Genomic DNA, 22,238 nt, shown 5'->3' on the forward strand with positions numbered 1-22,238 from the left:
AAGGGGGCACGGTAGTATCCACTACAACTCTTTTTTATAGTAATGGAATTGCAGGAATCTACAATGTAGCCACTTTGCCTGACCTCCAGGGTAAAGGAATCGGTATGGAAATAATGACTGCATCGCTCTTAAGAGCGAAACTGGAAGGTTATCAAACCGCGATTCTCCATGCCACACCGGCCGGACTGAGGCTCTATGAGAAGCTTGGATTTATTAAGTATGGTGAAATGAGACAATATTTGTTTACCTAAAGAGAAAAGCATTGGTTGCTTGAAAACCAATGCTTTTCCCTATTAAAGGGGCAGATACATCTCATATTGCACCAGGCTCCCTTTTTGAAAACCATGCTTTTTGAAAAAGCCTTCAAGCAAACTATTGTTTGGAAATCCAGCAGCCATTTTTGTTATTTTAATATTTTTATAAGCAGCCTGCAAAAGCTGTGTTGCAATACCTTTATTTCGGGCATTTTTATCGACCATTAAAAAACTGATTCCGCCGTTGGAATTAATCGAAAGGCATCCCACTAATTCCTCGCTTTGATAGGCACCAAAATAATGGTTGTTGGTTAATTTTTCCATAAAATCAATATCATTTTGCCAGTTGATATGATAAGTCCATTTTTGAATTCTCTTTTGGAAATCATGAAAAACTAATCTTTTTATGATGGCCTCTGATTTTGTTTCTGTATTGTTTAACCCCGATAAATCTGGGTTTGTGTAATAAACAATATCATAAATTTTTTCATAACCTAATTTTTTATAAAAATGAATCGCCCGGTCATTACCTACGATGACTTCAAGAAAAAGTTGCTTACATCCTTGTTTTATCGCCTCTTCTTTATGAAGGTTAAATAGTTTTTGGCTGATGCTTTTCCCTCTAAAATCAGGGTGAATCGCTAACGTCCCACATCTCATCGTTTTAATGGTTTCATAATTTTTAATACCGCCCAGTATCACTCCGATAGGCAGCTTTTCATAAATGGCGATAAAGGAGGTCTCTCTCGTATTGCCTTCAGGACCAAAAAAGCGCTGGATAAAATCCTCTTTTGAAATCTCCATCTTTATAATATAGTCCGAAAAACCATCTTGAAAGGCTTGATGAATGAAGTGATCCTCTACCTCAGAACATCTTCGATAGCTAATTATTGAATCGTCAATTCGATTTGTTTGTTTTTCATTTATCATTGAAAAATGCCTCCTTTATAACAAAACCTATTGACTCAATTCCTGTAATACCTCGCCAATTTTTCGCTGGGGAATGACTAAGTCAGCCAAATCATCCATTTCTGTTGGCTCCATATTTATGATCACAAGTTTTGCTTCATTTTCCTTTGCTTCAATTGGAAAAAAGTTTGCGGGTGAGACATTTAAAGATGATCCAAGAACAATAAACAACTCGGCTTGTTTTGTCTCCCTAACTGCATGTATTAATGATACCTCCATCAGCCTTTCGCCAAACAGGACAACAGAGGGACGAATGAATCCACCGCATTCACAAGATAATTTTTCTTCCATAAATCTCAAAATCGGAAAAGTTTCTTTGCACTCTGAACAATGACATTTTCTTAGTGTGCCATGTAATTCGACGACATTTTTACTCCCCGCTTCCTGATGAAAGCCATCAATATTTTGGGTAATAATCGCCTTTAGTTTCCCTTCCTGTTCCCATTGAGCAAGAACTTCATGCCCAAAATGGGGCTTATATTTTTCAACCTCTTCAACTCGATTTTGATAGAATTCAATAAACCCATATCGATTATTTTTCATTGCATCTGTACTCGCTAACTTCATAGGATTTTGGTCTTTCCAAATTCCAGTGGAAGCTGAGCGAAAATCGGGCAAGCCGCTTTCCGTAGACATGCCGGCTCCTGTAAAAATGACGGTATACTTCGAATTCTCTATCCACTGTTTTAAAGTATGAATTTGATCTTCCATTTCCGTTTTCCCCCTTTTACAAGTTTCCTATACAATAGAAATAACTAACATTAAGAAGGTGAATTTATGGATTTCGAGTTACCTATTTTAGAAACAGAATGACTTATACTTAGAAAAGTAACCTCGGAAGATTTAGAAAACATTTGGCTTTGAAAAAATGGATTTGGTGCGAATACAAGCAAGATGTTTTGTAGAAAATATTGGGTCAGAGCGAGTCATGGAAAAAGCAGGTATGTCATTTGAAGGCATCATGAAAAAAGTTTTGTTTATTAAAGAAAAACACTGGGACTTAAAGATGTATGCGATTTTAAAGGAAGAATTTCTAAAAATGGCATGGTGAGCACAGGCTTAGTGACCGATATGTTGGATTTTGTGTTGCATCAGGCACTGAGACCACTATATTCTTTGAGTATATCATCCCCATCCATATTTTAACAGAAGTTACTTCTAAATTTCGTTTTCTCTTACCAGCATTCGCAAGCCATATAAGACTGCCCACGGTTGATTTCCTTCTTGAAAAAAGAATCGGAGTGGTTTTTCGTTTTGAATCATCACCAGAGTATCCACATCACTTGCACGCAATGGACATTTCTGCTTGTCAACGACTGCAAAGCTTGCTTGATCCTCTTCTTCTTTAAACAGAGGATTTTTTTATTATCTTACTTCTGCCATCAACATCTCTCCTGTTCTCCTCATGAAACCTAAAGTACAAGTGGATACCTCATCATGATAATAATTTGTTTGGAAGAACAGACTTGGAAAATACTAAAAGGCGGTATCACTCCTTTAATCTCTATAGATGTTCTTTACTGAAGTCATCTATTTTTTATATCTGGATACTTTAACGACAAAAAGTCCTATAGAAACTTGTCTAGGAAAGTATGAGATTTTGTATCCCCGCTAACACCTAAGAAATTGCTAATAGACAAGCGCCGTTACGGTCAAAAGTATAGGTACATAAAATGAAACCAGTCTAATTACTTTAAACTATACTTACGTAAAGGAATGGTTGTATGGCAATTCAAGGAGTTGTAATATCTATTTTGGGCAGTGCAGGTGGAGTATCAAGAGCAGTACAGTCTTTATTAAATAAATCAATAAAGGATCCCCTGAACCACTTTACTCGTTATTGAATCAAAGTAAGTTGCACTTCATTGATTATAAGCAAAAGGATATTCATTAATATAAGCAAATTTGTCCGGATTTAATTAATCGCATTAATCTTTATCAATAACCTTGAGGACTTAAAAAGGATTCGAAAACATTTATTGGAAACCAAAACTTCGCTAATAATTGACCTTTCTTGGGCAGATACGATAGATATTCTGGATATTTGCAACGATTTGGGAATTTCTTACGTAAATTCAGCACTAGAGAATGTAGAAGTTGATAAGGATGAATACCTGGAAGGTTTTACTTTACAAGAACGTTTTGAAAGATTTTCTGAAGCCAGAAATAGACTTACAAATATGAAGGATATTGTTTGCTCCGGTATGAACCCAGGGGTTGTGCAATGGATGGCGCATTCTTTAATGAACAAACACCCTGATGAAAAACCACTCGCTTGTTTTATTGTTGAAAAGGATACTACGTTTTTTAAGGAGGTGAGAACGCACATTCAGATGGACTAATTTTAAATAGAATGAGAGAGTTTAAATTAAGAAAGATGCCGACGGTGTTCTTTGGGTATCCACTTACATTGAGAATGCCAAGCTAAAAACGAATATAAAAGTAAAATCATTATTGCATTATGAGGACTTTGACAGTCTTACTGATGAGGGCGTTGTTTGCTTTCAGTCCGGTTCCCCATTTTATGATGCCTCTACGTTGAGAAAAACAGTCCAGAATCTCCGCGAACTATTTACAATTGTCCGTACTTATTTGTTCTCGATTCCACTTTATCCATGTGGAATTTGGAGTTTTACAATAGGTTCTAAAGTGCATGACCCACTACAGGCAGATCTTAGTAAATTGAAGGACAAGGACACTAAATATATTAACCCTGAGGTGTATATGGCTGCTTTTTCTTTACCTAATTATGTAAAGGATATAATCGGTTAGCAGTTCAAGTAGTAAGAACTTAAAATATGGGACGAGTATTCGTCCCTCTTTGGTGTTTTCGGTCCTTTACCTAATCCCGTTTTATCATTCCTGCGATTAAGCTTTTCGATTCCTTATTTCATAATTCTAGAAAATTACTAAGAGTTCCTTCGTCCATGCTTCCTGCACGCATTATTTTTAAGCAAAATAAAGGGCGTATCCCAAATACGGGATACAACCTTTAAATATTGGCTAAAAAAGAGTCCATACTCCTCCGGGCTGTATTGAGCTATTGGGGGATGAGTATAAACATTAAATTTTACGCTTGATGTTTATTTAAACCGTGAGAAATTAGAAGTGGAACAGAACAAAAGACCTAGTGTAAATGCCGAGGTCTATAAACAAATATTAAATGGAAAAGTCCAGCCTCCAGGCTTAATAATTCAAGATAAAAGACTAATTAAATTCTTTTTATTCAATTTAGATGACATCGAGCATGAAAACCAGCGAAAGCTAGAGCTAGTTGCAAACTTATTCCACGAAATACGACACCCATGGCAATTTAAAAATAACCTTTTTGAGGATGAAGAAGAAATAAATAATATTGACGAAAACTTGGAAAAATATTTTAATTTGCCTTCAGAAAAAGATGCTTACTTATTCTAAGAAGATCAAATAAATAAGCATAGGGATTCTATTGTAAGAGTTATGGAGATGACTCAACTATTTAAAGATTATCATCTAAAACCAGAAATACGGAACTTAATGAAGGACTAAATACAAAATCGGAAGACATCTTATGGGGGAAAATAAATGTAGACGAAATATTCATTTATGTAGATGAAGCTGGTAATCCAAATATTAAGAATTTTAAAGGAAATGATAATAATAGATATTTACAGGTAGGAGCGGCAGTGTTATCTCATGAAGTAACACATGAGGTAATTGATCGTGCAATGTCTGAGCTGAGGAAAGTGGATCCCTCAATATTAACCCCTTCAGATATAAAAAACCTTGAACGTGGATATTTTCATGCTTCTTTTGCTAAATCTAAACTAATGGATGAAGCAAACAATTTTGATATAGAGTTTTATCATAATAAATATGATAAACAAAAACACTTTAATTTAGGTTTGCCTCCCCTTAACGAACAAGAGGGGTCTGCGGAAAATCTTGTGTAAGTAAAATATGACAATCTTCGCAAGGCAAGAAGTAATAGGTATAGAAAAAAGATTAACCGTTAAAAATAATAACGGCTTTTACTATAAAATAGGATAGGGCAATGCAGAAGTGCAACCCGAGCGGTTCTATGGTTTTTACCCTAAAACGGACGGACTTGATCTGTCCGTTTTTTGTCCGTTTTAGGGAAAACAAAAGCGATAAACTTCAGGGGTTTGGGGACAGAGTCCCCAATTATGACGTTTGATTCATAATCTCAAGTTGGCTCAAGATCATGTCCCAATTACGATAACGCATTGTCCATTTTTTTTGTAATGTTTTGAGCTGCCAAGTATAGCATTTTTCTTAGGCTATCATCATTAGGAAAAATGGACTTTGTTTTTGTGACTTTTCTAAATTGGCGATGATGCATCCATGCCCAGCGCTGTAAGGTAAATCTTAATTTCTCTCAAACTATCTGTAACTATACTACCGTAGGTAGAAACAAAATTTATCGTTAAATGATCCACTAAATGAAGGAAATACAAATATAGATGAACAAGCACAAAAAATAGAAAAATTAAAACAAATCCTTTCTTCTAATCATCCACTCATTCAAATGATAGAAGGAAATTTGATGCAAGTTGAACAAAAACAAAAGTCAGAAAAACTAAAAAAAATTCTACCCCCAAATTAATTGTGGTCATAAAAAACAAATACTTGTTTTTTACTCTCGGATGCGTTAGTGAAAGAAGAATTAATTGATTTTAAGACTAAGGCCATATTTTAATTATTCCAGAAAAGGGCGCAATTGCAGAACACGGGGCAGTCGCTTTTTTACTAGGCAGACCCGAATTGTTCTATAAATGATTAGATGAAATAATTAAGAAGCCCAGCTAATCTTCTCATGTGAAGGTAGCTGGGTTTTAAAGTTGGATGTGCAGAATAACTCCTAAAGTGACAAATGAAAAAAACTGATATTTTTACAGTGTTTAAAACTTACAACATTTAGATATATTGATTTTTAGAAAAAAGCTCTAGATCTGTCCAGAAAACTAATTTTCGTATTTTATCCTTGGCCAAAGTAATTTCAAAAAAACATTACCATTTTGTACATTTTATCACTCCACTATGGGCATCAGCCCCACCTAAGGTGAATACCATGTTGGCCACCTTTGCCATCCGACCTAATTAAATAATAATTGTAACCGCTTATATTTTTTCAAATGATATGCTTTTAAGGATTTAAAAAAGAGCCAGTAATTATCAAGACCTAAATAATAAAAAGCCATAAAAATTAAAGGAGAAAACATATTAAACATGATTATATGTTTTCTCCTTTAATTGGAAAAGTGCATGGTTAAAGAAAGAAATAGAGCTTTTATAGTAATCTTTAAAAATTCAGAAAATTTATAACGTTGTACATTTGAAAAAAAATAAGTGAATCACTCGTATTATATGTTCCTCCTTAACTTCCCTAAACACTTTTAGTAATGTAAAAGCAAATATGTTGTATATGTCGCAAATGATGTCAAATTCTATTACTCTTAAGGGTCTTATAAGAAGATTCTGTTAAATTTCTGTATTAGTTTTAAGCCAGTGTTTCTCGAAGAACTTCAACGGTTAAATCGAATTTGATTTAGTATAAATTATGTCTTATGCTTCTTCTACCACTATGTGATCCCCTAAAGCTTTCAATATTTTCGTATCAACCACCACTAGACACGTCTGTTGTTTCCCTATTAACAATAGCTCTTAAGCCGTATAAAACGGTAGGATGTTTTTACATAAAAATCTTTTTTCCTTTTGGTTCATCAACAAATAAAATTCACTTGATTAATGTCGAGTCTGAGCGTGATGTCTATTGGACGGATCACCCAGTCATATACTTTTGACGTACGAATACAAATCTTTTCTTGTTGCCTTCCTTTCATCAATGGAACAGGTTTTTCAAGATAAGAAATTGACTTGGCAAAGGAACTGGTTGCAGGCGGGAAGACTTCCGAACATTGGGGAGGAATATCAGGGAAAGGACAAGATGTCGATATTTCCTTACGCGGTTCACAGAGTTTTCCTTCGATTTCCACTATAATCTCTGCTTCCGTTTGCACGGATTGACACATGGAAATGAAAAGATCAAGTTGCTGAAAATTCTGATTTGCGTCGCAAATGATAGTCGCCTCACACTCAAAATCCGTAATTTCACAATGTACGCTTGTTCCAGCGTGAGCACAGAGAAAGAATGTCTCAACAGCCTGAAAAGGAATGGGTAAAGTTTTCATTGTTATATTCCCTCCGCTTACTTCCACCACGACAAATCCCTTTTTCAAAACTTTTACTTTTTGCAGCCTTTTCGTCTGCCCATTTGGTAAAGACATTGTTACATTCTTACGGCCTCCCATTTGTGGAATTTCCCTGCACAAAATGGAGCCTTCCGCTAGTGGATCCAGTTGATTTCCGTTCTCATCGGTTAAGAAACAAGCGACCCTCGGAGTTCCACCAACAAGACAAGGATTGGGGATTACCGTGACATCAAACAAGCAGGAGGCTGATCCTCCACAGGGATCCGTAACTGTACACGTTACCGTCATGGTTCCCACGGGGAAGAAAGATCCTGACGACGGGTGGCAAGAAACAGTGAAACCCTCGGGACATTGATCAGATACCATTGGCGGCGGATAGTTGACAATCGCTCCGCACTGTCCCGGGTCGTTTAATTGGAAAATGTCAGCAGTACAGGTAATAACCGGAAGCGGGGGAACAGGGAGCTGCTGAATATCTAAGCTATGATCCCCTCCCCCGGCAATAGTAATGGAATTCGTTAATCCACTAACAGGTACAGGAAAATCACTATCTGTGTTGTTGCCATCTCCCAATTGGCCAGACTCATTATTTCCCCAACCGACAACCGTTCCGTCATTCAGGAGGGCAAGGCTATGGAATCCCCCTGCTGCAATCGCAACAACATTGTTAAGAAAACCTGACCCGCCGGTTCCCAATACCTGCACGGGAACATTGCTGCTAGTGTTCGTTCCATCCCCTAGCTGTCCATACTCGTTATTCCCCCAAGTAAGAACCGTTCCATCATTCAAAAGTGCGAGATTATGAAATTCTCCTGCTGCAATCGCGATGACATTGTTGAGGAATCCCGACCCACCGGTTCCAACCACCTGCACAGGAATACTTCTGTCAGTGGTGCTCCCGTCCCCAAGCTCCCCATTACTGTTTTCACCCCATGAACGAACCGTTCCTTCATCGAGGAGAGCGAGACTATGCCCCCCTCCTGCAGCAATAGCGATGACATTGCTAAGCCCTATTACAGTCACTGGAACATTACTGGTAGTATCGGTACCATTTCCGAGTTGCCCAAAGAAGTTACCACCCCAAGCGCGGACTGTTCCGTCGTTCAGGAGAGCGAGACTATGATTCAACCCGGCGCTTATTGCGATGGCATCGGTCAGGCCGATTACGGATACAGGGACAGTACTGCTGTTGAACGTACCGTCTCCCAGCTGACCGGAAAAGTTATCGCCCCATGCTCTTACCGTACTGTCCGAGAGAAGGGCTAGACTATGAAATACTCCTGCAGCGACTTCGATTGCATTCATCAGAGCCATTACTGTTTCTGGGATATTACTATCGTTTAAGGTCCCGTCACCCAGCTGTCCAGAATAGTTAGCACCCCAAGCACGCACTAATCCATCTGAAAGAATGCTAAGACTATGAAATATCCCGCCGGTAATAGCGATAAAATTGACTGATCCACTTACAGTAACGGGAACATTGCTGTCGATATTGGTCCCGTCACCCAGCTGTCCAAACTCGTTATTCCCCCAACTGAAAGTAGTCATGTAATATCGGCTTTCCTTTCCATAATGATCTGTGCTCATATATGTGTATGTATATAGCGGATAAACGATACAGGCATATATCCCTTAGGAACAATATAAATCTAGTAATCAAGCCCTTATAAGGGAGTAAAGTTTCAGTTGATAGACTTTGTCCACCCTCACTTGAAGGTTTGTTTTTGGACGTCTTTTAGAAGGACTAGCTGTTGCAATGAAAATAACGAGCATAATAGGTAGTGGACAAAGTCGGACAAAAACATAGTCTTGCGGGAGATTACGATCCATAAAAAGCAGATCCTGGACTTGATGTCGATGCATATTATCATTTCTAAAGCCTTTATTTTAGGAACCTTTCAGAATTGGATAAACATGAAATATTAACTTTTTTTGTCTCTTTACCACTACTTTAAGTTTGTAAAATTATCTGGTTTTTCTTTACGAAATCCATAATAATATAGAATTGCTTCAGTAATACGACGAGAAGCTTCTCCATCACCAAAAGGATTAGTGGCTTGAGACATCTGAGTATAGAAATTTTTATCTGTTAATAACTCATCAGCTAATTGGAATATGACATCTTCATCCGTTCCCGCCAATTTCATTGTTCCTGCTGCTAAACCTTCCGGACGCTCAGTTGTATTGCGTAATACTAACACCGGAACACCTAAAGCCGGAGCTTCTTCCTGCACACCGCCTGAATCAGTTAGAATGAGATAGGATCGAGACATGAAATTATGGAAATCTATCACATTCAGAGGCTCAATTAAATGGATTCGGGAATGATCACCTAATATATCCTGTGCTGATTCTCTAACTGCTAGATTCAAGTGTACAGGATATACCACCGCAATATCTTCATGTTTTTCCACTAACCGACGAATTGCCTTAAATATCCTCCCCATTGGCTCTCCAAGATTTTCACGACGGTGTGCAGTCATTAATATTAGACGTAGGCTTTTTAATTCACCTTTAGATACATGTTTACTCTCCATATGTTTATAGGTGAATTTTTTGGAACGACTAACTTAAGTATTTGTGACTACAATCATGTTTACTTATTCCTGAACTAATTGACTTCCTATTGACTATATGTTGTCACTATTTTTAAGACTTTTCGGAATAGACTGGGCAAGTGCCGTGTTTCTTAAATATTTAATGAATAAATTATTCTGCCGGCATTCAAGGCTGAACAGAGATTCGGGAAATGGAAGTAAAATATAAACAATAGATAGAAAAAATTGTTCAGAATTTCGGCTACTAAAGAAGATATAGAAAAACCATTTTTTTGAATGCGTGGTTTCTAAAAAGAAAGGATGAGTTTATTTGGCAAATGAAACTGTCTTTCAATCGGATCCCAATAACCTGCGAAGTCTCGTTTTTGGTCGAGATTCAACCGCTACCGCTCGTGCTTTAGCCACAGATACAAGCGGAAATGTAAAAAATCTTGTCTTGGATGGAACAATTGGCAGCATGCTCGGGGCTACTATCACCGCTGGTACACTAACCTCCGCCGGTACGGTCTCTAACATTCTTGACGGTACAATCACCAATGTGCTAGGAGCCACCATCTCAGCTGGTACATTAACTTCCGCTGGTACGGTCTCTAACATTCTTGACGGTACGATCACCAATGTGCTTGGAGCCACCATCTCAGCTGGTACATTAACTTCCGCTGGTACGGTCTCCAACATCCTCGGCGGGACCATCACAAGCGTGCTAGGAGCCACCATCTCAGCTGGTACACTGACCTCCGCCGGTACGGTCTCTAACATTCTTGACGGTACGATCACCAATGTGCTTGGAGCCACCATCTCAGCTGGTACTTTGACTTCCGCTGGTACGGTCTCTAACATTCTTGGCGGGACCATTACCAATGTGCTTGGAGCCACTATCTCAGCTGGTACTTTGACGTCTGCTGGTACGGTCTCCAACATTCTTGGCGGGACCATCACCAGCGTGCTCGGGGCCACCATTACCGACGGTACTTTAAGTAGCGTTACGGCCATTTCCCAAAAAAGCTTTTTTGAACAAGAAACAATCGGTATCGCAACGGCAGACGCGTTAACGCCATTGGCTGCGGTTACAACGAGCGTGTTAGGAACTTACTCTTTCTTTGTTTACAACAGCGGTACGAATCCCGTGAATACACAAGTAGAGATCAGTGCTGACGGCGTCCACTATTTTGTGGACACAATATCAATTGATCCTTTGGCTTCCGGATCCGTTGATGTTCTTGTTCCTGCCCGTTTCTTGAAATATACCCGCTTGTCCTACAGCTCCACTGTACCGGGAAGTCCTTCCACCATTGATGTTATTGTGAACTCCCAAGGAACCTAATTTAACCCAAATAATATAATAAGATATACCCAAAGAGTACATGGGCCTCCATGTACTCTTTCTTCAGGAGGAAAAGATGAGAGAAAGTCTATTTGGAATCCATATCATCGTCAAAGACGAAGCGGAAATGCTTCCGCAATGCCTAGAGAGCATACAAGGAGCAGACGAGATCATTGTGGTAGATACCGGATCAACGGATGACTCACCCATTTTAGCAGGGTCCTATGGAGCCAAAGTAGTTAAAACGTTGTGGCAGGACAGCTTCTCGGAACCAAGAAACGAAGCATTACGACATGCAAATACTGAATGGATTCTTTACCTGGATGCCGATGAGCGCCTAGTTTCTAACTTAAATGCAGTTAGAGAGCTTTTACAAACAACAAATGCTGAAGCGTTTACGGTCTTGATAGACAATAAACTTGGTCCGAATCCAGAGGATTGTCTTAAGCACAGAGCGATACGCATCTTCCGAAATGGGAGGGGGTATCAATTCACCGGTAGAATCCATGAGGATATTGGTCAATCGATTGTTGATAAGTGCGGCTCATCCTTTATTAAAGATTCCCCCATTCGAATTGACCATTACGGCTATCTGCCTCAAATAATAACCCCCAAAAACAAAGTAGTACGAAACAAAGAGCTTTTAAAAAAAGAGTTAGCAGAAGAGCCGAATCATCCATTTTATTTGTATAATATGGGAATTACTTACTGTCAGGAAGGCCATTTGGAGGACGCCAAAGCTTTTATGAACAAAGCTCTGATTCATACTCCTGATGTTGCTCCGTACCGGGCTACACTCATTCGAGATCTTAGTAAAATCATGCTTGAACTTCACGAAGTCCAACAAGCTGAAACAATACTTAGAAAAGAACTACTCATTTACCCTGATTATTCTGACCTCTCCTATTTGCTGGGCGAATCATTGAAAATGCAAGGACTTTTTGAAGCATCATTGGAGGCCTATCAACGTGCCACTGAGCATCATAATGATGGTTATGTCATGGAAGTGGGTATAAACAGCTATCGCGCCTTCAACAAAATGGCTCAGACAGCCTTACTATTAGGTCATCTGGAAGATGCGGCAAGATGGTTTCACAAAGCACTGCTAGTACACAACACTTACGTTCCCGCCTTACATGGTATTGCGGAAGCTTTTCGGCAATTAAATGTTCCAGACAAAGAAATTTCTATATTGTTACAAGGAATTGTCCGACCGCAAAGTTCGGACGATTATGCAATTTTGACCGAAGCTTTATTTGACGTTGGAGCATTTCAAGAAGTCGTTGATTCGATCCCAGAAGCTCAGCTTACAGTTCCAAGACTTTTGTTCCGATATGCAACTGCATTAATGCAATGTGGAAATTATGCTGATGCCGATCAAATTTTATACCGGTTTGCGAGTATCACCGAAACAGAGGATATCGAGAGGCTATTCTATCTTCGAAGCATTTGCCAATGGGAGCAAGAAGGGCGTTTGCGCGAAGAATTTGTGGCAGAAATACCAGACTTCATTCGAGGTCCGCTCACTGACCTTGATCGATGTCTTCTAGAAGATACACAAAGCACAGAGAAATCTGTAAAATTCCGTCATTTATCTGAATGTATTCAGAAGGTGATACGTGAAGCTGTTTCCCTGCATTGCTTGTATACAGCAAGTCGACTAGCTAAGCTGAAGCCAGAATACCTGGTACTCTATGCAAAAGAGCTTTATTATTTGGGAAAGACATTGCAATCCGCCGATATTTTACTCGATATTTTTCATCAAAATCGCAATGACGAGGAAATCATGTTTATGATTGGCGAGCTTTTATTCGATAAAGGACACTACATGCAGGCCGCTGAGATCTTTGAAACGTCAATTGAGAACGGCGACGAAAATCCGAAGACAAGAACAGGCGTTGCTCTTTGCTACCTTCATCTTGCTGCAGCCAACATCACAGAAGCCATATCACTAGAGCCCGACACTCAAACGTTATTAAACGATTTGAAGAAAATTGCTGAATCTATTCGACTATTAAACCGCTCATCATGGCATACCGCATGGGTAGGATTCCGAAGGAGGATACATGATGAAGAAACCAGTCATCTCCATGTGCATGATTGTTAAAAATGAAGCCGACTGTCTTCCACGCTGTCTGAAGAGCGTCAAAGATATTGTAGATGAAATTATTATCGTGGATACCGGATCCACAGATGAAACGGTTCAAGTGGCAAAAAATTTTGGGGCACAAGTAATCTTGATTCCATGGAAAGGTGACTTTTCCCACGCACGTAATGCTGGATTAAATCGGGCGCGGGGAACATGGATTTTGTTTCTTGATGCTGACGAAGAACTGGATGCTGATGACTTGGAGCAGCTACGAATCTGTGCTGAACACCAAGAATTTGAAGCCTTTTTTTTACAAATTCATAATCATTCCGGGGAAACAATCAATTCTCCGACAGCGACCGTGAATCCTATTATACGGATGTTTCGCAATCGTCCTGAATACCGTTTTCGTGGATGCATACACGAACAGATTGTATCTTCTATTCTCGATCGACAGCCAGATGCCGCCTTGCATATTTCTTCAGTAAAAATTCACCATTACGGCTACGCGGGAACCGTTGTTGCCGATAAAGATAAAATTCGCAGAAATCTCCAACTGCTGGAAAAAGCATTGGGAGAACACCCCAACGATCCTTTTCATCATTACAATATCGGTGTTGAATTTATGCGCATGAACGATTGGTTATCCGCATTAGGGCATCTTCATGAGTCTTTATCTCTAGCCCCGCCGGAGACTAGTTACATTCACTTGCTATACAAATATATTACTCGCTGTCACTTCCATCTAGGAAATAACCCCGAGGCGATTGAAGCGTGCGATCAGGGAATCACTATGTTTCCGGATTATACCGATTTGTATCACTTGAAAGGAACAGTGCTGCTTGCTTCAAACCGGGAACAAGAAGCAAAAGAGATGTATTTACTTGCATTGCAGAAGGGACCTGCACCATTACTCTACCATACAGATGCCGGAACCGGAACCTATTTATCTGCTTTCGCACTAGGGCAATTCTACGAAGAATTGGGAGACGAACACTCTGCCATCCATTGGTACATCGAGGCGATTGGATTCCAATCAAGCTGGGTAGCTCCACTCTTAAAACTAATTCGCATCATGAAATGTACCCATCAAGAAAATGAGCTGGCAGAACTGATCATAAAACGTTTTCTTCCACTCTGGAAAAATGCCACACTATTGGTCGTTAAAGCTCTGATTGAGGAAAACTGCTTCTTGGCTGCTTCCTTAGTAGAAAAATCACTGCCAAAGCAAGGCATTTCAACCACAGAAAAAGATAACACCTTAGATGATACTGGTACTATGTTTCCTGTAGTCGGAACAGACCTAGCAAGCAAAGATGCTTTAGTAAACAGAGAAACAGGGAAGGCTTTGCAACTATTGCGCCCATGGTTATCGAAACATACATCCTCTCCAGATACCTTGACTAAAGAGGCTTATTCGAAAAGTAGAGCATTGCTTTCCTTGGCCGACGCCCATCTGCATCATATAACACTCTCCTCTCCCCGATTCTCTGTTCATTGGCGGGCTAGGTACACATTACCTTTTCCCAAGATTGAATTTTAGGAGGACTATATATGCATCCATTGGATATATCCTTATGCATGATCGTAAAAAATGAAGTGGAACATTTGGAAAACTGTCTTAATTCCGTTCGTAGCCTTGTTAGTGAAATTATTGTAGGAGATACGGGTTCTGAAGACGGAAGCATTGACATTGCCCACCGATTTGGAGCCCGGGTCGTACCTGTAAAATGGGAGCAAGACTTTGCAAAAGCCCGGAATGCGGTACTAGAGAAAGCCTCTTGCTCTTGGATCCTTGTGCTAGATGCTGATGAGAACGCAGCCGATTGGGATATCGCAGAAGTAGAGAAGTTGCTGTCTGACACAAGTGTCTATGGGTACTATATACAAATGATCAGCTACGTCGGCGAGTCTGAAAGCCGAGAGTTCATAACGGACAGCGTCTGCCGCTTATTCCGAAATGACCCGCAAATTCGATTTTGCGGGAGAATTCATGAAGAGGTCTCCCAAAGCATCTTGAAGCTGCCCGGCTCCCCGCTTTTATTCTCTAAGTTGAAGATTGATCATTATGGCTATTTAAAATCGGAAATAGACCGAAAGGATAAAGCTCATCGAAACCAATCGATTATCAAGGAAGCATTAAGGGAAGCACCGCAGGATGTTATGCTACAATATGCACTTGCGACAGAATACTTTCAGATTGAAGAATACGAAGAAGCAGCAGATATTCTATTGTCATTACTTGATACTATAGATGTAGGTCCAGGTTATGTATCGGACATATACCTAAAAACAGCATTTAGCCTTTATATGCTTGGTAAGGATGACCATGCTAGCGAAGTGATCAAAAAAGGTCTTAGCCATTACGCCGACTTTAGCGATCTATATGAGCTTCAAGCTTCATTGCTACTGCGGCAAGGCAGGACCTTGGATGCTTATAAAACGTTGCAGACATCATTACGTTTAGGGGATGTTTCCACCATTTATTCATCCTCCTCTGGCTGCGGAACATATAGGACCCATTATTTAGCAGGACGAATATGCGAAAGTCTACTTAATTTTGAGGAGGCCTCTGAACATTATGAACGTGCTCTTTCATTTCGGCCAGATTATTTGCCGGCATGGGGGGAATTTGTTGCACTCGAGTTATTAATGGGTCGGTCCTTTCGGCTGACCAATTTTCTCGCAAAGCATTTGAATTCCATGAATCAGAAGCAAATTTCGATTTTAGTCCCATCGGTATTGAATTCGAGAGCGAAGGAATTGCTGAAGTTCCTTTTGTTCGAGTCCGAGTGTGGAAGATTACCTCTTCCTCCCTTACTAAACATATTATATCTCTTTCAAAATGATGAAGACGAGCATGCTTGCCATAAGCTTCGGGCGCTGATGCGGGAATCCTCCGCTGACCAGAAACTTGTCGGTTACCTGTGGGCTGCCGCATGGAAAAGGCTCGATATGATGGATGCCAGGAACTTGGCTGGACTTCATGCTCGAGGACCTCTTGCTTCCATCCAACAAAAGTTGGAGGGAGAGAATAAACAGATACCATCTTCATCAGACATATTGCTTGTGTTACAAATGTTTATTCAAGTTGGAGCGTGGAAAGCTATTGTTGAACTGTACCGGCATTTGGGCAGCAAGCTTCGCTGGACGAACATACCATTACCACTTTTATCTGGCCTGTCCCAAGCTCCCATCAATATAAAAAAAGAACTGTGCGGCGTTTATGAAAACCTTCGGAGTGAAACCCCGTCGAAAAACAAGATGGTGGACTTCACCGAACTATTGGTCTTCACTTGGCTGGCACAGTCCTGTGGCATAATCCTCAACGTACCTGACTCGATTACTACTTTTTCTGATCACTTTACAGCTTACGTTGGAAACGCCTACCGCCAGATTGCCCAGGCATCTTTTTATCATCCGTTGCCTTTTAAAGTCCCGGAATTACGGTTGATCTTAAGAGCCTTTTACTCTTCTGGCAGTACCTAAGAGATATATTCGCTTAAAATCCGGGTCCACTTCTCTTTCCATATCCTTTTATCAAAAGCCTTTGCTGTTGCACGAGCGTTCGCACCGATCTGACGACGCAGCTTTAAATCCTCAATCAGGGTGCGAATCGCTTCGAACAGACGATCTTCAGTCGGGGTAACAAGAAGGCCATTAAACCTGTCAATGATCAAGTCATTGAGCCCCCCTACATTTGCACTAACGATCGGTACACCGCAGCTCAATGCCTCTAGGCAAGAATACGCAGTTCCTTCGGAAAAAATTGTCGGGATAACAGCGATATCAGCGCGTTGATATGCTTGAACCATCTGCCCGAAAGTATATACTTGGTAATGGATTCTATCCCTATGGGGATGTGCATCCAGCCATAATCGAAACGTTTTGGTAAGCAGGCTGTCTTCAATTAATTCCCCAACAAATTCAATCGTGACTTGTGGATAGGTAGCAAGGAGCCGATCCGTTGCAAGCATCATCGGAATAATCCCCCGCTCTATGCTGATACGCCTCGGGTATAGGATGTGTATCCGATTTGAATCCTTCTGGATCTTTTCCTCAGGAGTAAATTTTTGTGTATCTACAGCGTTAGGGAGTAAAACGATTTGTTCGGGATCCTGGAAGGTACATACGGACCGGCAAAATGTAAGGAAATGAGAATCAACCGAAACGATTCGCTTAAGCTGCCTTATTGCGCCCTGGATATTTTGCGCCACATCTGCTTTATGTTCCGAGGGAATCGATGGATTATCCCAATTGATTCCATGGCAAATTCCGATACTATCATTCTTATATTGGATTGGATGCCATATAAAACTAGCATAGATCAGCTTCCCTTCGGCTTCGGAACCCATCCGATTGAAAACTGTCACCATATCCTGAGCCCCGTAATCATATCCAATAACCTCAATCTCCTCAATCTGTTTGCGAAACGATCCACATTGGGATAGCTGATGCACGACCGGCCTCCATCCCAACTCCAGAATCGTTTCAGCTAAATCGTACAAATAGCGTTCCAGGCCGCCTCCGTAAATTTTGTCCGTCTGGCCGTTATAAGCATCCACAAAACTATGCGTCAAAATGCCAATTTCTCGTGTCATTCTCCTATTCCCTCCAAGGAACCAGATTAGGGTTTTCGTCAAGAATCGATCGATATTGCTCCAAACTCCCCCATTGTCCCTCTGGATCTCGTTCCATATAGCGTAAGTATTTACGGTAGCGCTCCTCTTTAGAAATGGCCCACCCGTAATGCTTGACTCTTAATTCTGATAAGCATCCAGGCAAAGCTGCATATGAAAGAGGCAAACGTGGAACATGATGATCCATCTTTGGATAAAAATAGTAGTACCCTGGAAGATACCGTATCAGCGTACATGTATGCCGGCTGTGAATTTGCCAAAGTTTATCGTCTCGATAGTGGGTGGTACCACCCCAAAAATCGAAGAAACGGAAACCGACCCAATCGTATCGATCCTGATCCATTAACATACGCATAGACATTTTCGCTTTATCTTCATAAAATTCATCGGCATCAACTGCCAGCAACCAGTCAGGGTTCTTGGAACAGGCAACGTTCCATAAAAACGACCTAAGTTCCCATTCCTTATGAAATTTGGATTGTTCCAACGTTATGAGCGTGCTGACTTTAGCAAAAGAGCGACAGATGCTCGCAGTACTGTCCGTACTCGCATCATCGACAATGATGATATCGTCAACAAATTCGCTTAAATCTTGAAGGCATGCTTCTAAAAACCTGTCCGCTTCATTCCGCACTTGCATGATTGCCGTAAGCCGATTTCCCTCCGTTTTCCTAATCCCATCCTTACTTAACATCATTCAATCTCCTAATCGTTTTCTTCATCGCTTGTTCCCATTGATCAATTTCGGCAATACTGGATAAGACTTTCCAATCCTGGACTGATGCACGAAGCAATAGATGAATGGCCTCATGCCGCTTGCCTCGTATCCGCTGCAGTATGCCACGAATGCCATCAACAAAATACTGTTCCGTTATCAGCAGTTCCTTTTTTTCTAAAAGGTTTAACGCTTCATCCCAGCGGTAAGTGTTGAGATAATTAGGGAGAAGATGGCGGTCAGCTTCCGGATCGTCAGAATCCATTAACACGCGAATAGCAGACAAATAATCTTGATTCAACTTAAAGATATTGGCTTTAACCAGATCGCTTCTACCTTCCTTTAGTAATCTGTAAAAGGTTTTAACGTTTAGCTTTTCCTCTTCGGTTATCGCGGTTATCGCATACTTGCGCACCGCAAGATCCAGATTTCCGGCTTTCGCCTCGATTGCCGAGAGTAACCGATAATGCGTAGAGAGACAGTCTCTATTATTCTTCAAAATCATTTGCTCAAAAGATGCGATCAGATATTGTTTAGCCATCGACCGTTCCAACAAATAGAGATAGAAGGCGAGCCAATAGGACACTTTTTCATGATCACCGATTTGATCGTGTAAACCGGTGTAATATGCTACGCGCGATTCCCACAGGCGCCGGTTCCATGAATTTAAGGACTCGCCTCGGTCCAAAGCCAAAACGACGTCAGCCCATATCGTCTGACATTCCTTATTTTCATTTTCAAGAAACATTACGTTCTCGTGACGCAGGCATTGCTCCATATAAATTTCCTCATTACCACTACCAACCAATTGTGCTTGTGCTGCAAGTAACCCGTTGAATTTTTGCCACAAGCCCGCTTCTTCATCGACCGGAACAGGATCTAACAACGCGATTATGTTCCTAGGTTCAATTTGGAATACAAGTGGAAACAAATACGGGGATGCAACTATAGCTGTATATTCACCCTTCTCTAAACGATCAACCTCTTCAAAGGATAAGGATTGGAGTCCATAGATCTTTTCATCGTCATTGCTAACCTTTCCGAAGAAAAGTGTACAATCACGTTCTGGTAATAATTCAATATAACGCCTATAAGGAAAAGAAGACCAACCTGAATGGCTAAAGATAACGTATTTCAGACAAATAACCCCCTATCAGTACAAACTCTGCTGTTAAATTACCTTTTTTAAAAAGCTATACATCATTACATTGAGTTGAATTTTAAAGGATTTGTAGAATTATACGCGAAAAATGATCTTATAATGAAGAATATTTTAAAAAACTAAACACGGATTCTTACAAAGTATTATAAAGAAAAAACCGGCCTAAAAGAGTTGTTAAATTAGAAAAAGCGGGAAGAAGAATAAGTACAACTAGTAAAATCATACATATCTAAAAACTGTTGTGTAATCCAAAGAATCTTACTCAAGGACAGGTGAGGGCATGCACGGTACGTACATTGGACGGGGAAAAATGCTGGTTTCAACAGCTTGGGGTGGGAAACTAATCGTTCCCTCGGAGGATTTAAGTTTGACCCCTGAACTAATGACCAAGGGGCAAATTGAAGTTCCTTTGACCAATTTTTTTATTAAATCTGTGAAACCAGGTGATCGAGTTATTGATGTCGGCGCAAACGTAGGTTACTACTCTGTACTACTTGGTTTTCTTGCAGGATCAACGGGAAAATTATTTGCGTATGAGGCAAACCCGTATCTATACGGGTACCTCATGGACAATCTTTCACTCAATTATTTACATGACCGGACCACTACATTAAATCTAGCAGTACACTCCCAAACAAGTACCATCTCTTTTTTTCAATGCAAGAAATACCTTGGAAATAGTTCTATATATCAACACGCCGCTACATACAAGAAACACTATGTTGATGAAATAGAAAAAATCGAAGTATCTACAGCAGTTTTAGACAAGGATTTTAAGAACGTGGATCAGATTGATTACTTGAAGATTGATATTGAAGGTGGAGAATTTCATGCATTTAAAGGCATGAGTGAACTTATTGTAAGTGGGAGGTTGAAAACGATTGTTTTTGAGTTAAACCCAACCATGCTTCAGGCAGATTGGGAGCCGTTTTGTGCATTACTTCTGGAGTACAAAAATATAGGGAAGCAGTTCTTTATATTAAACGAAATGGGAGATCCGCTGTTAATAAATCTGGAAACATTACTTCAAGAAAATGGTCATCCTCACATCCTGATGAAGTAGGACAATGTTATATAAGTGTTACACAGTGATAAATAATCTTTGCTCTTGTTGAGTAAGGTTACTTTTTTTGGAGGGTTGGGGCGAATCGTTTCCGTACCCCTTCATGCTTTCATACGGATTCCATAGCCACCCCTCAAACTCCGCCAAGTCTCTTATATGTGAATAGGTTACACTTAACTGGACAGAAAACTTAAGGTCAAGTAGACTACAGTTACTAATTCTGAGGAGAATCTATTATGACTAAAAGAGAACGAAGAAAGTTTACTGATGAATTTAAACATCAGATGGTCCAGCTATATTTGAACGGTAAACCAAGACAAGAAATTTTTCGTGAATATGACCTAACCCCGTCTTCACTTGATAAGTGGGTGAATCAAAATCAGACAAGCGGATCAACAGAATCCAGAGTAAACCATTCTCCATACATTCCAGTTTAATGCAAAGGAACCTGCTCCGGTTATTACACTTACTGTGAGAAGGGTAATAAGAATCACTAAAGTAAACTTATTAGTTGATGATGAATCAATTTCGGAATTGAGTGCTTGCCCCAAGGATTTACCAAGAAAAAACATAAAGCCATATCCTAACATTGCAATGATCGTTAAGGTTCCTAAAACAATCCCGAATGTTTTCGATAATACATATTTTCTCATTAACTCACCTGCTACAGCGTAAACTTTCATGCTTTATACTAAGCGCGACTGTTATATTATTTATTGTTTTAAACTGTAAGTTCGTTCGACGAAAAGGACATTTCTGGTAGTACAGGGATTCTCGTTTTTACTGTTTTATTAGAATTTAAAGTCTAGAATCATGTTACTGTCTTTGTTAGCCGCATGGATTTATGGCCTTGGATATGTGCTCTTTATATTGAAAAAAGCTATCATGGCAGGTCTTTAGGTAAAGAGTTACTTTTACGTGCTAAAGCCGATGCCGAAAAAGCAGGATTCAATAAAGTTTTCCTTTGTACAGATCACATTGGATACTATGAAAAATATGGATTCACTTATATAGGTGACGGGTATCATCCATGGGGAAGTAGTTCAAGTATTTATAAGAGCAATATCCAAAATAATAATGTTTCAATTTAACGATTTTTTATAACAGGTGCGATTGTATAACAAGATAAATCAAAAAAGCCGATTCACTCAAAAATTTGAACTGCACCCTGTCAAGTAGACAGTATAAAAAAATAAAATTAGGCAATGGCCTTAGCTCGATATTCTATCGGGCTAAGGCCATTAAATTTGGC

The 22,238-nt window shown here is 39.9% G+C and carries 18 protein-coding genes and 5 pseudogenes; 13 read left to right on the plus strand and 10 right to left on the minus strand.

Features of this window, described 5'->3' with window-relative positions; all coding sequences use genetic code 11:
- Positions 1–11: 11 nt before the first annotated feature.
- Positions 12–251 (plus strand): annotated as a pseudogene (locus J2Y67_RS08415) (GNAT family N-acetyltransferase); the annotation flags it as partial.
- Between the two features lie 42 nt (positions 252–293).
- On the opposite strand, the gene J2Y67_RS08420 reads toward J2Y67_RS08415, so the two are convergent.
- Complete coding sequence (locus J2Y67_RS08420; RefSeq protein WP_310172803.1) at positions 294–1,184, minus strand: GNAT family N-acetyltransferase; 891 nt, start codon at positions 1,182–1,184, stop codon at positions 294–296.
- A gap of 27 nt (positions 1,185–1,211) precedes the next feature.
- On the minus strand, positions 1,212–1,934 hold the full coding sequence (locus J2Y67_RS08425; protein WP_310172806.1) for an NAD-dependent protein deacylase: 723 nt from the start codon (positions 1,932–1,934) through the stop codon (positions 1,212–1,214).
- Between the two features lie 142 nt (positions 1,935–2,076).
- Here J2Y67_RS08425 and J2Y67_RS08430 point away from each other — a divergent pair.
- The 5 genes and pseudogenes from J2Y67_RS08430 to J2Y67_RS08450 all read left to right on the plus strand — a co-directional run.
- Positions 2,077–2,274 (plus strand): annotated as a pseudogene (locus J2Y67_RS08430) (GNAT family N-acetyltransferase); the annotation flags it as partial.
- A 928-nt stretch (positions 2,275–3,202) separates the two neighbouring features.
- Positions 3,203–3,565 carry a hypothetical protein gene (locus tag J2Y67_RS08435; protein WP_310172808.1) on the plus strand — a complete coding sequence of 121 codons (363 nt, stop codon included), beginning with the start codon at positions 3,203–3,205 and terminating at the stop codon, positions 3,563–3,565.
- Positions 3,566–3,677: 112 nt separating this feature from the next.
- The gene (locus tag J2Y67_RS08440) at positions 3,678–3,995 is read left to right on the plus strand and encodes a spermine/spermidine synthase domain-containing protein (protein ID WP_310172810.1); all 318 of its coding nucleotides are present in this window, start codon (positions 3,678–3,680) and stop codon (positions 3,993–3,995) included.
- Positions 3,996–4,331: 336 nt separating this feature from the next.
- Positions 4,332–4,640, plus strand: coding sequence for a hypothetical protein (locus J2Y67_RS08445; protein WP_310172812.1), 309 nt, complete (start codon positions 4,332–4,334; stop codon positions 4,638–4,640).
- Between the two features lie 248 nt (positions 4,641–4,888).
- On the plus strand, positions 4,889–5,155 hold the full coding sequence (locus J2Y67_RS08450) for a hypothetical protein (RefSeq protein ID WP_310172815.1): 267 nt from the start codon (positions 4,889–4,891) through the stop codon (positions 5,153–5,155).
- A gap of 232 nt (positions 5,156–5,387) precedes the next feature.
- Here the strand turns inward: J2Y67_RS08450 and J2Y67_RS08455 are convergent.
- From J2Y67_RS08455 to J2Y67_RS08470, 4 genes and pseudogenes are all read right to left on the minus strand, one after another.
- Positions 5,388–5,559: pseudogene (locus tag J2Y67_RS08455) on the minus strand (IS256 family transposase); the annotation flags it as partial.
- 1,387 nt (positions 5,560–6,946) lie between these two features.
- On the minus strand, positions 6,947–9,022 hold the full coding sequence (locus J2Y67_RS08460) for a BMQ_0737 family morphogenetic spore coat protein (protein ID WP_310172816.1): 2,076 nt from the start codon (positions 9,020–9,022) through the stop codon (positions 6,947–6,949).
- Positions 9,023–9,381: 359 nt separating this feature from the next.
- Positions 9,382–9,990: pseudogene (wecB, locus tag J2Y67_RS08465) on the minus strand (non-hydrolyzing UDP-N-acetylglucosamine 2-epimerase); the annotation flags it as partial.
- Between the two features lie 333 nt (positions 9,991–10,323).
- On the minus strand, positions 10,324–10,953 hold the full coding sequence (locus J2Y67_RS08470; protein ID WP_310172819.1) for a hypothetical protein: 630 nt from the start codon (positions 10,951–10,953) through the stop codon (positions 10,324–10,326).
- On the opposite strand from J2Y67_RS08470, the gene J2Y67_RS08475 reads away from it, so the two are divergent.
- From J2Y67_RS08475 to J2Y67_RS08490, 4 genes are all read left to right on the plus strand, one after another.
- Positions 10,937–11,317, plus strand: coding sequence for a DUF6385 domain-containing protein (locus J2Y67_RS08475; protein WP_310172821.1), 381 nt, complete (start codon positions 10,937–10,939; stop codon positions 11,315–11,317). The two genes, J2Y67_RS08470 and J2Y67_RS08475, sit on opposite strands and share 17 nt — an antisense overlap.
- 76 nt (positions 11,318–11,393) lie before the next feature.
- Positions 11,394–13,424, plus strand: coding sequence for a glycosyltransferase (locus J2Y67_RS08480; RefSeq protein WP_310172823.1), 2,031 nt, complete (start codon positions 11,394–11,396; stop codon positions 13,422–13,424).
- Positions 13,387–14,949 (plus strand): glycosyltransferase family 2 protein, encoded by a 1,563-nt coding sequence (locus tag J2Y67_RS08485; protein ID WP_310172825.1) that lies wholly within the window; start codon positions 13,387–13,389, stop codon positions 14,947–14,949. Before J2Y67_RS08480 ends, J2Y67_RS08485 begins: the two co-directional genes overlap by 38 nt.
- An 11-nt stretch (positions 14,950–14,960) precedes the next feature.
- Positions 14,961–16,895, plus strand: coding sequence for a glycosyltransferase (locus J2Y67_RS08490; RefSeq protein WP_310172827.1), 1,935 nt, complete (start codon positions 14,961–14,963; stop codon positions 16,893–16,895).
- On the opposite strand, the gene J2Y67_RS08495 is transcribed toward J2Y67_RS08490, so the two are convergent.
- The 3 genes from J2Y67_RS08495 to J2Y67_RS08505 are packed head-to-tail and all read right to left on the minus strand — an operon-like array spanning position 16,892 to position 19,569.
- On the minus strand, positions 16,892–18,007 hold the full coding sequence (locus tag J2Y67_RS08495) for a glycosyltransferase family 4 protein (RefSeq protein WP_310172829.1): 1,116 nt from the start codon (positions 18,005–18,007) through the stop codon (positions 16,892–16,894). The two genes, J2Y67_RS08490 and J2Y67_RS08495, sit on opposite strands and share 4 nt — an antisense overlap.
- Before the next feature lie 4 nt (positions 18,008–18,011).
- Positions 18,012–18,740, minus strand: a complete 729-nt coding sequence (locus J2Y67_RS08500) for a glycosyltransferase (protein WP_310172831.1) — start codon at positions 18,738–18,740, stop codon at positions 18,012–18,014.
- Complete coding sequence (locus tag J2Y67_RS08505; protein ID WP_310172833.1) at positions 18,730–19,569, minus strand: hypothetical protein; 840 nt, start codon at positions 19,567–19,569, stop codon at positions 18,730–18,732. Before J2Y67_RS08505 ends, J2Y67_RS08500 begins: the two co-directional genes overlap by 11 nt.
- Positions 19,570–20,233: 664 nt before the next feature.
- Here J2Y67_RS08505 and J2Y67_RS08510 point away from each other — a divergent pair.
- Together J2Y67_RS08510 and J2Y67_RS08515 are read left to right on the plus strand one after the other, a co-directional pair.
- Entirely contained in the window at positions 20,234–20,986 is a 753-nt protein-coding gene (locus J2Y67_RS08510; RefSeq protein ID WP_310172836.1) for an FkbM family methyltransferase, read from the plus strand.
- Positions 20,987–21,222: 236 nt separating this feature from the next.
- Positions 21,223–21,381 (plus strand): annotated as a pseudogene (locus J2Y67_RS08515) (transposase); the annotation flags it as partial.
- Here J2Y67_RS08515 and J2Y67_RS08520 read toward each other — a convergent pair.
- Positions 21,379–21,639 (minus strand): hypothetical protein, encoded by a 261-nt coding sequence (locus tag J2Y67_RS08520; RefSeq protein ID WP_310172838.1) that lies wholly within the window; start codon positions 21,637–21,639, stop codon positions 21,379–21,381. The pseudogene J2Y67_RS08515 and the gene J2Y67_RS08520 overlap by 3 nt on opposite strands.
- Before the next feature lie 183 nt (positions 21,640–21,822).
- On the opposite strand from J2Y67_RS08520, the gene J2Y67_RS08525 reads away from it, so the two are divergent.
- Positions 21,823–22,077 (plus strand): GNAT family N-acetyltransferase, encoded by a 255-nt coding sequence (locus tag J2Y67_RS08525; RefSeq protein ID WP_310172840.1) that lies wholly within the window; start codon positions 21,823–21,825, stop codon positions 22,075–22,077.
- Positions 22,078–22,238 lie beyond the last annotated feature (161 nt).

This window comes from Neobacillus niacini (assembly GCF_031456445.1).
Lineage (GTDB): Bacteria > Bacillota > Bacilli > Bacillales > Cytobacillaceae > Neobacillus > Neobacillus niacini_I.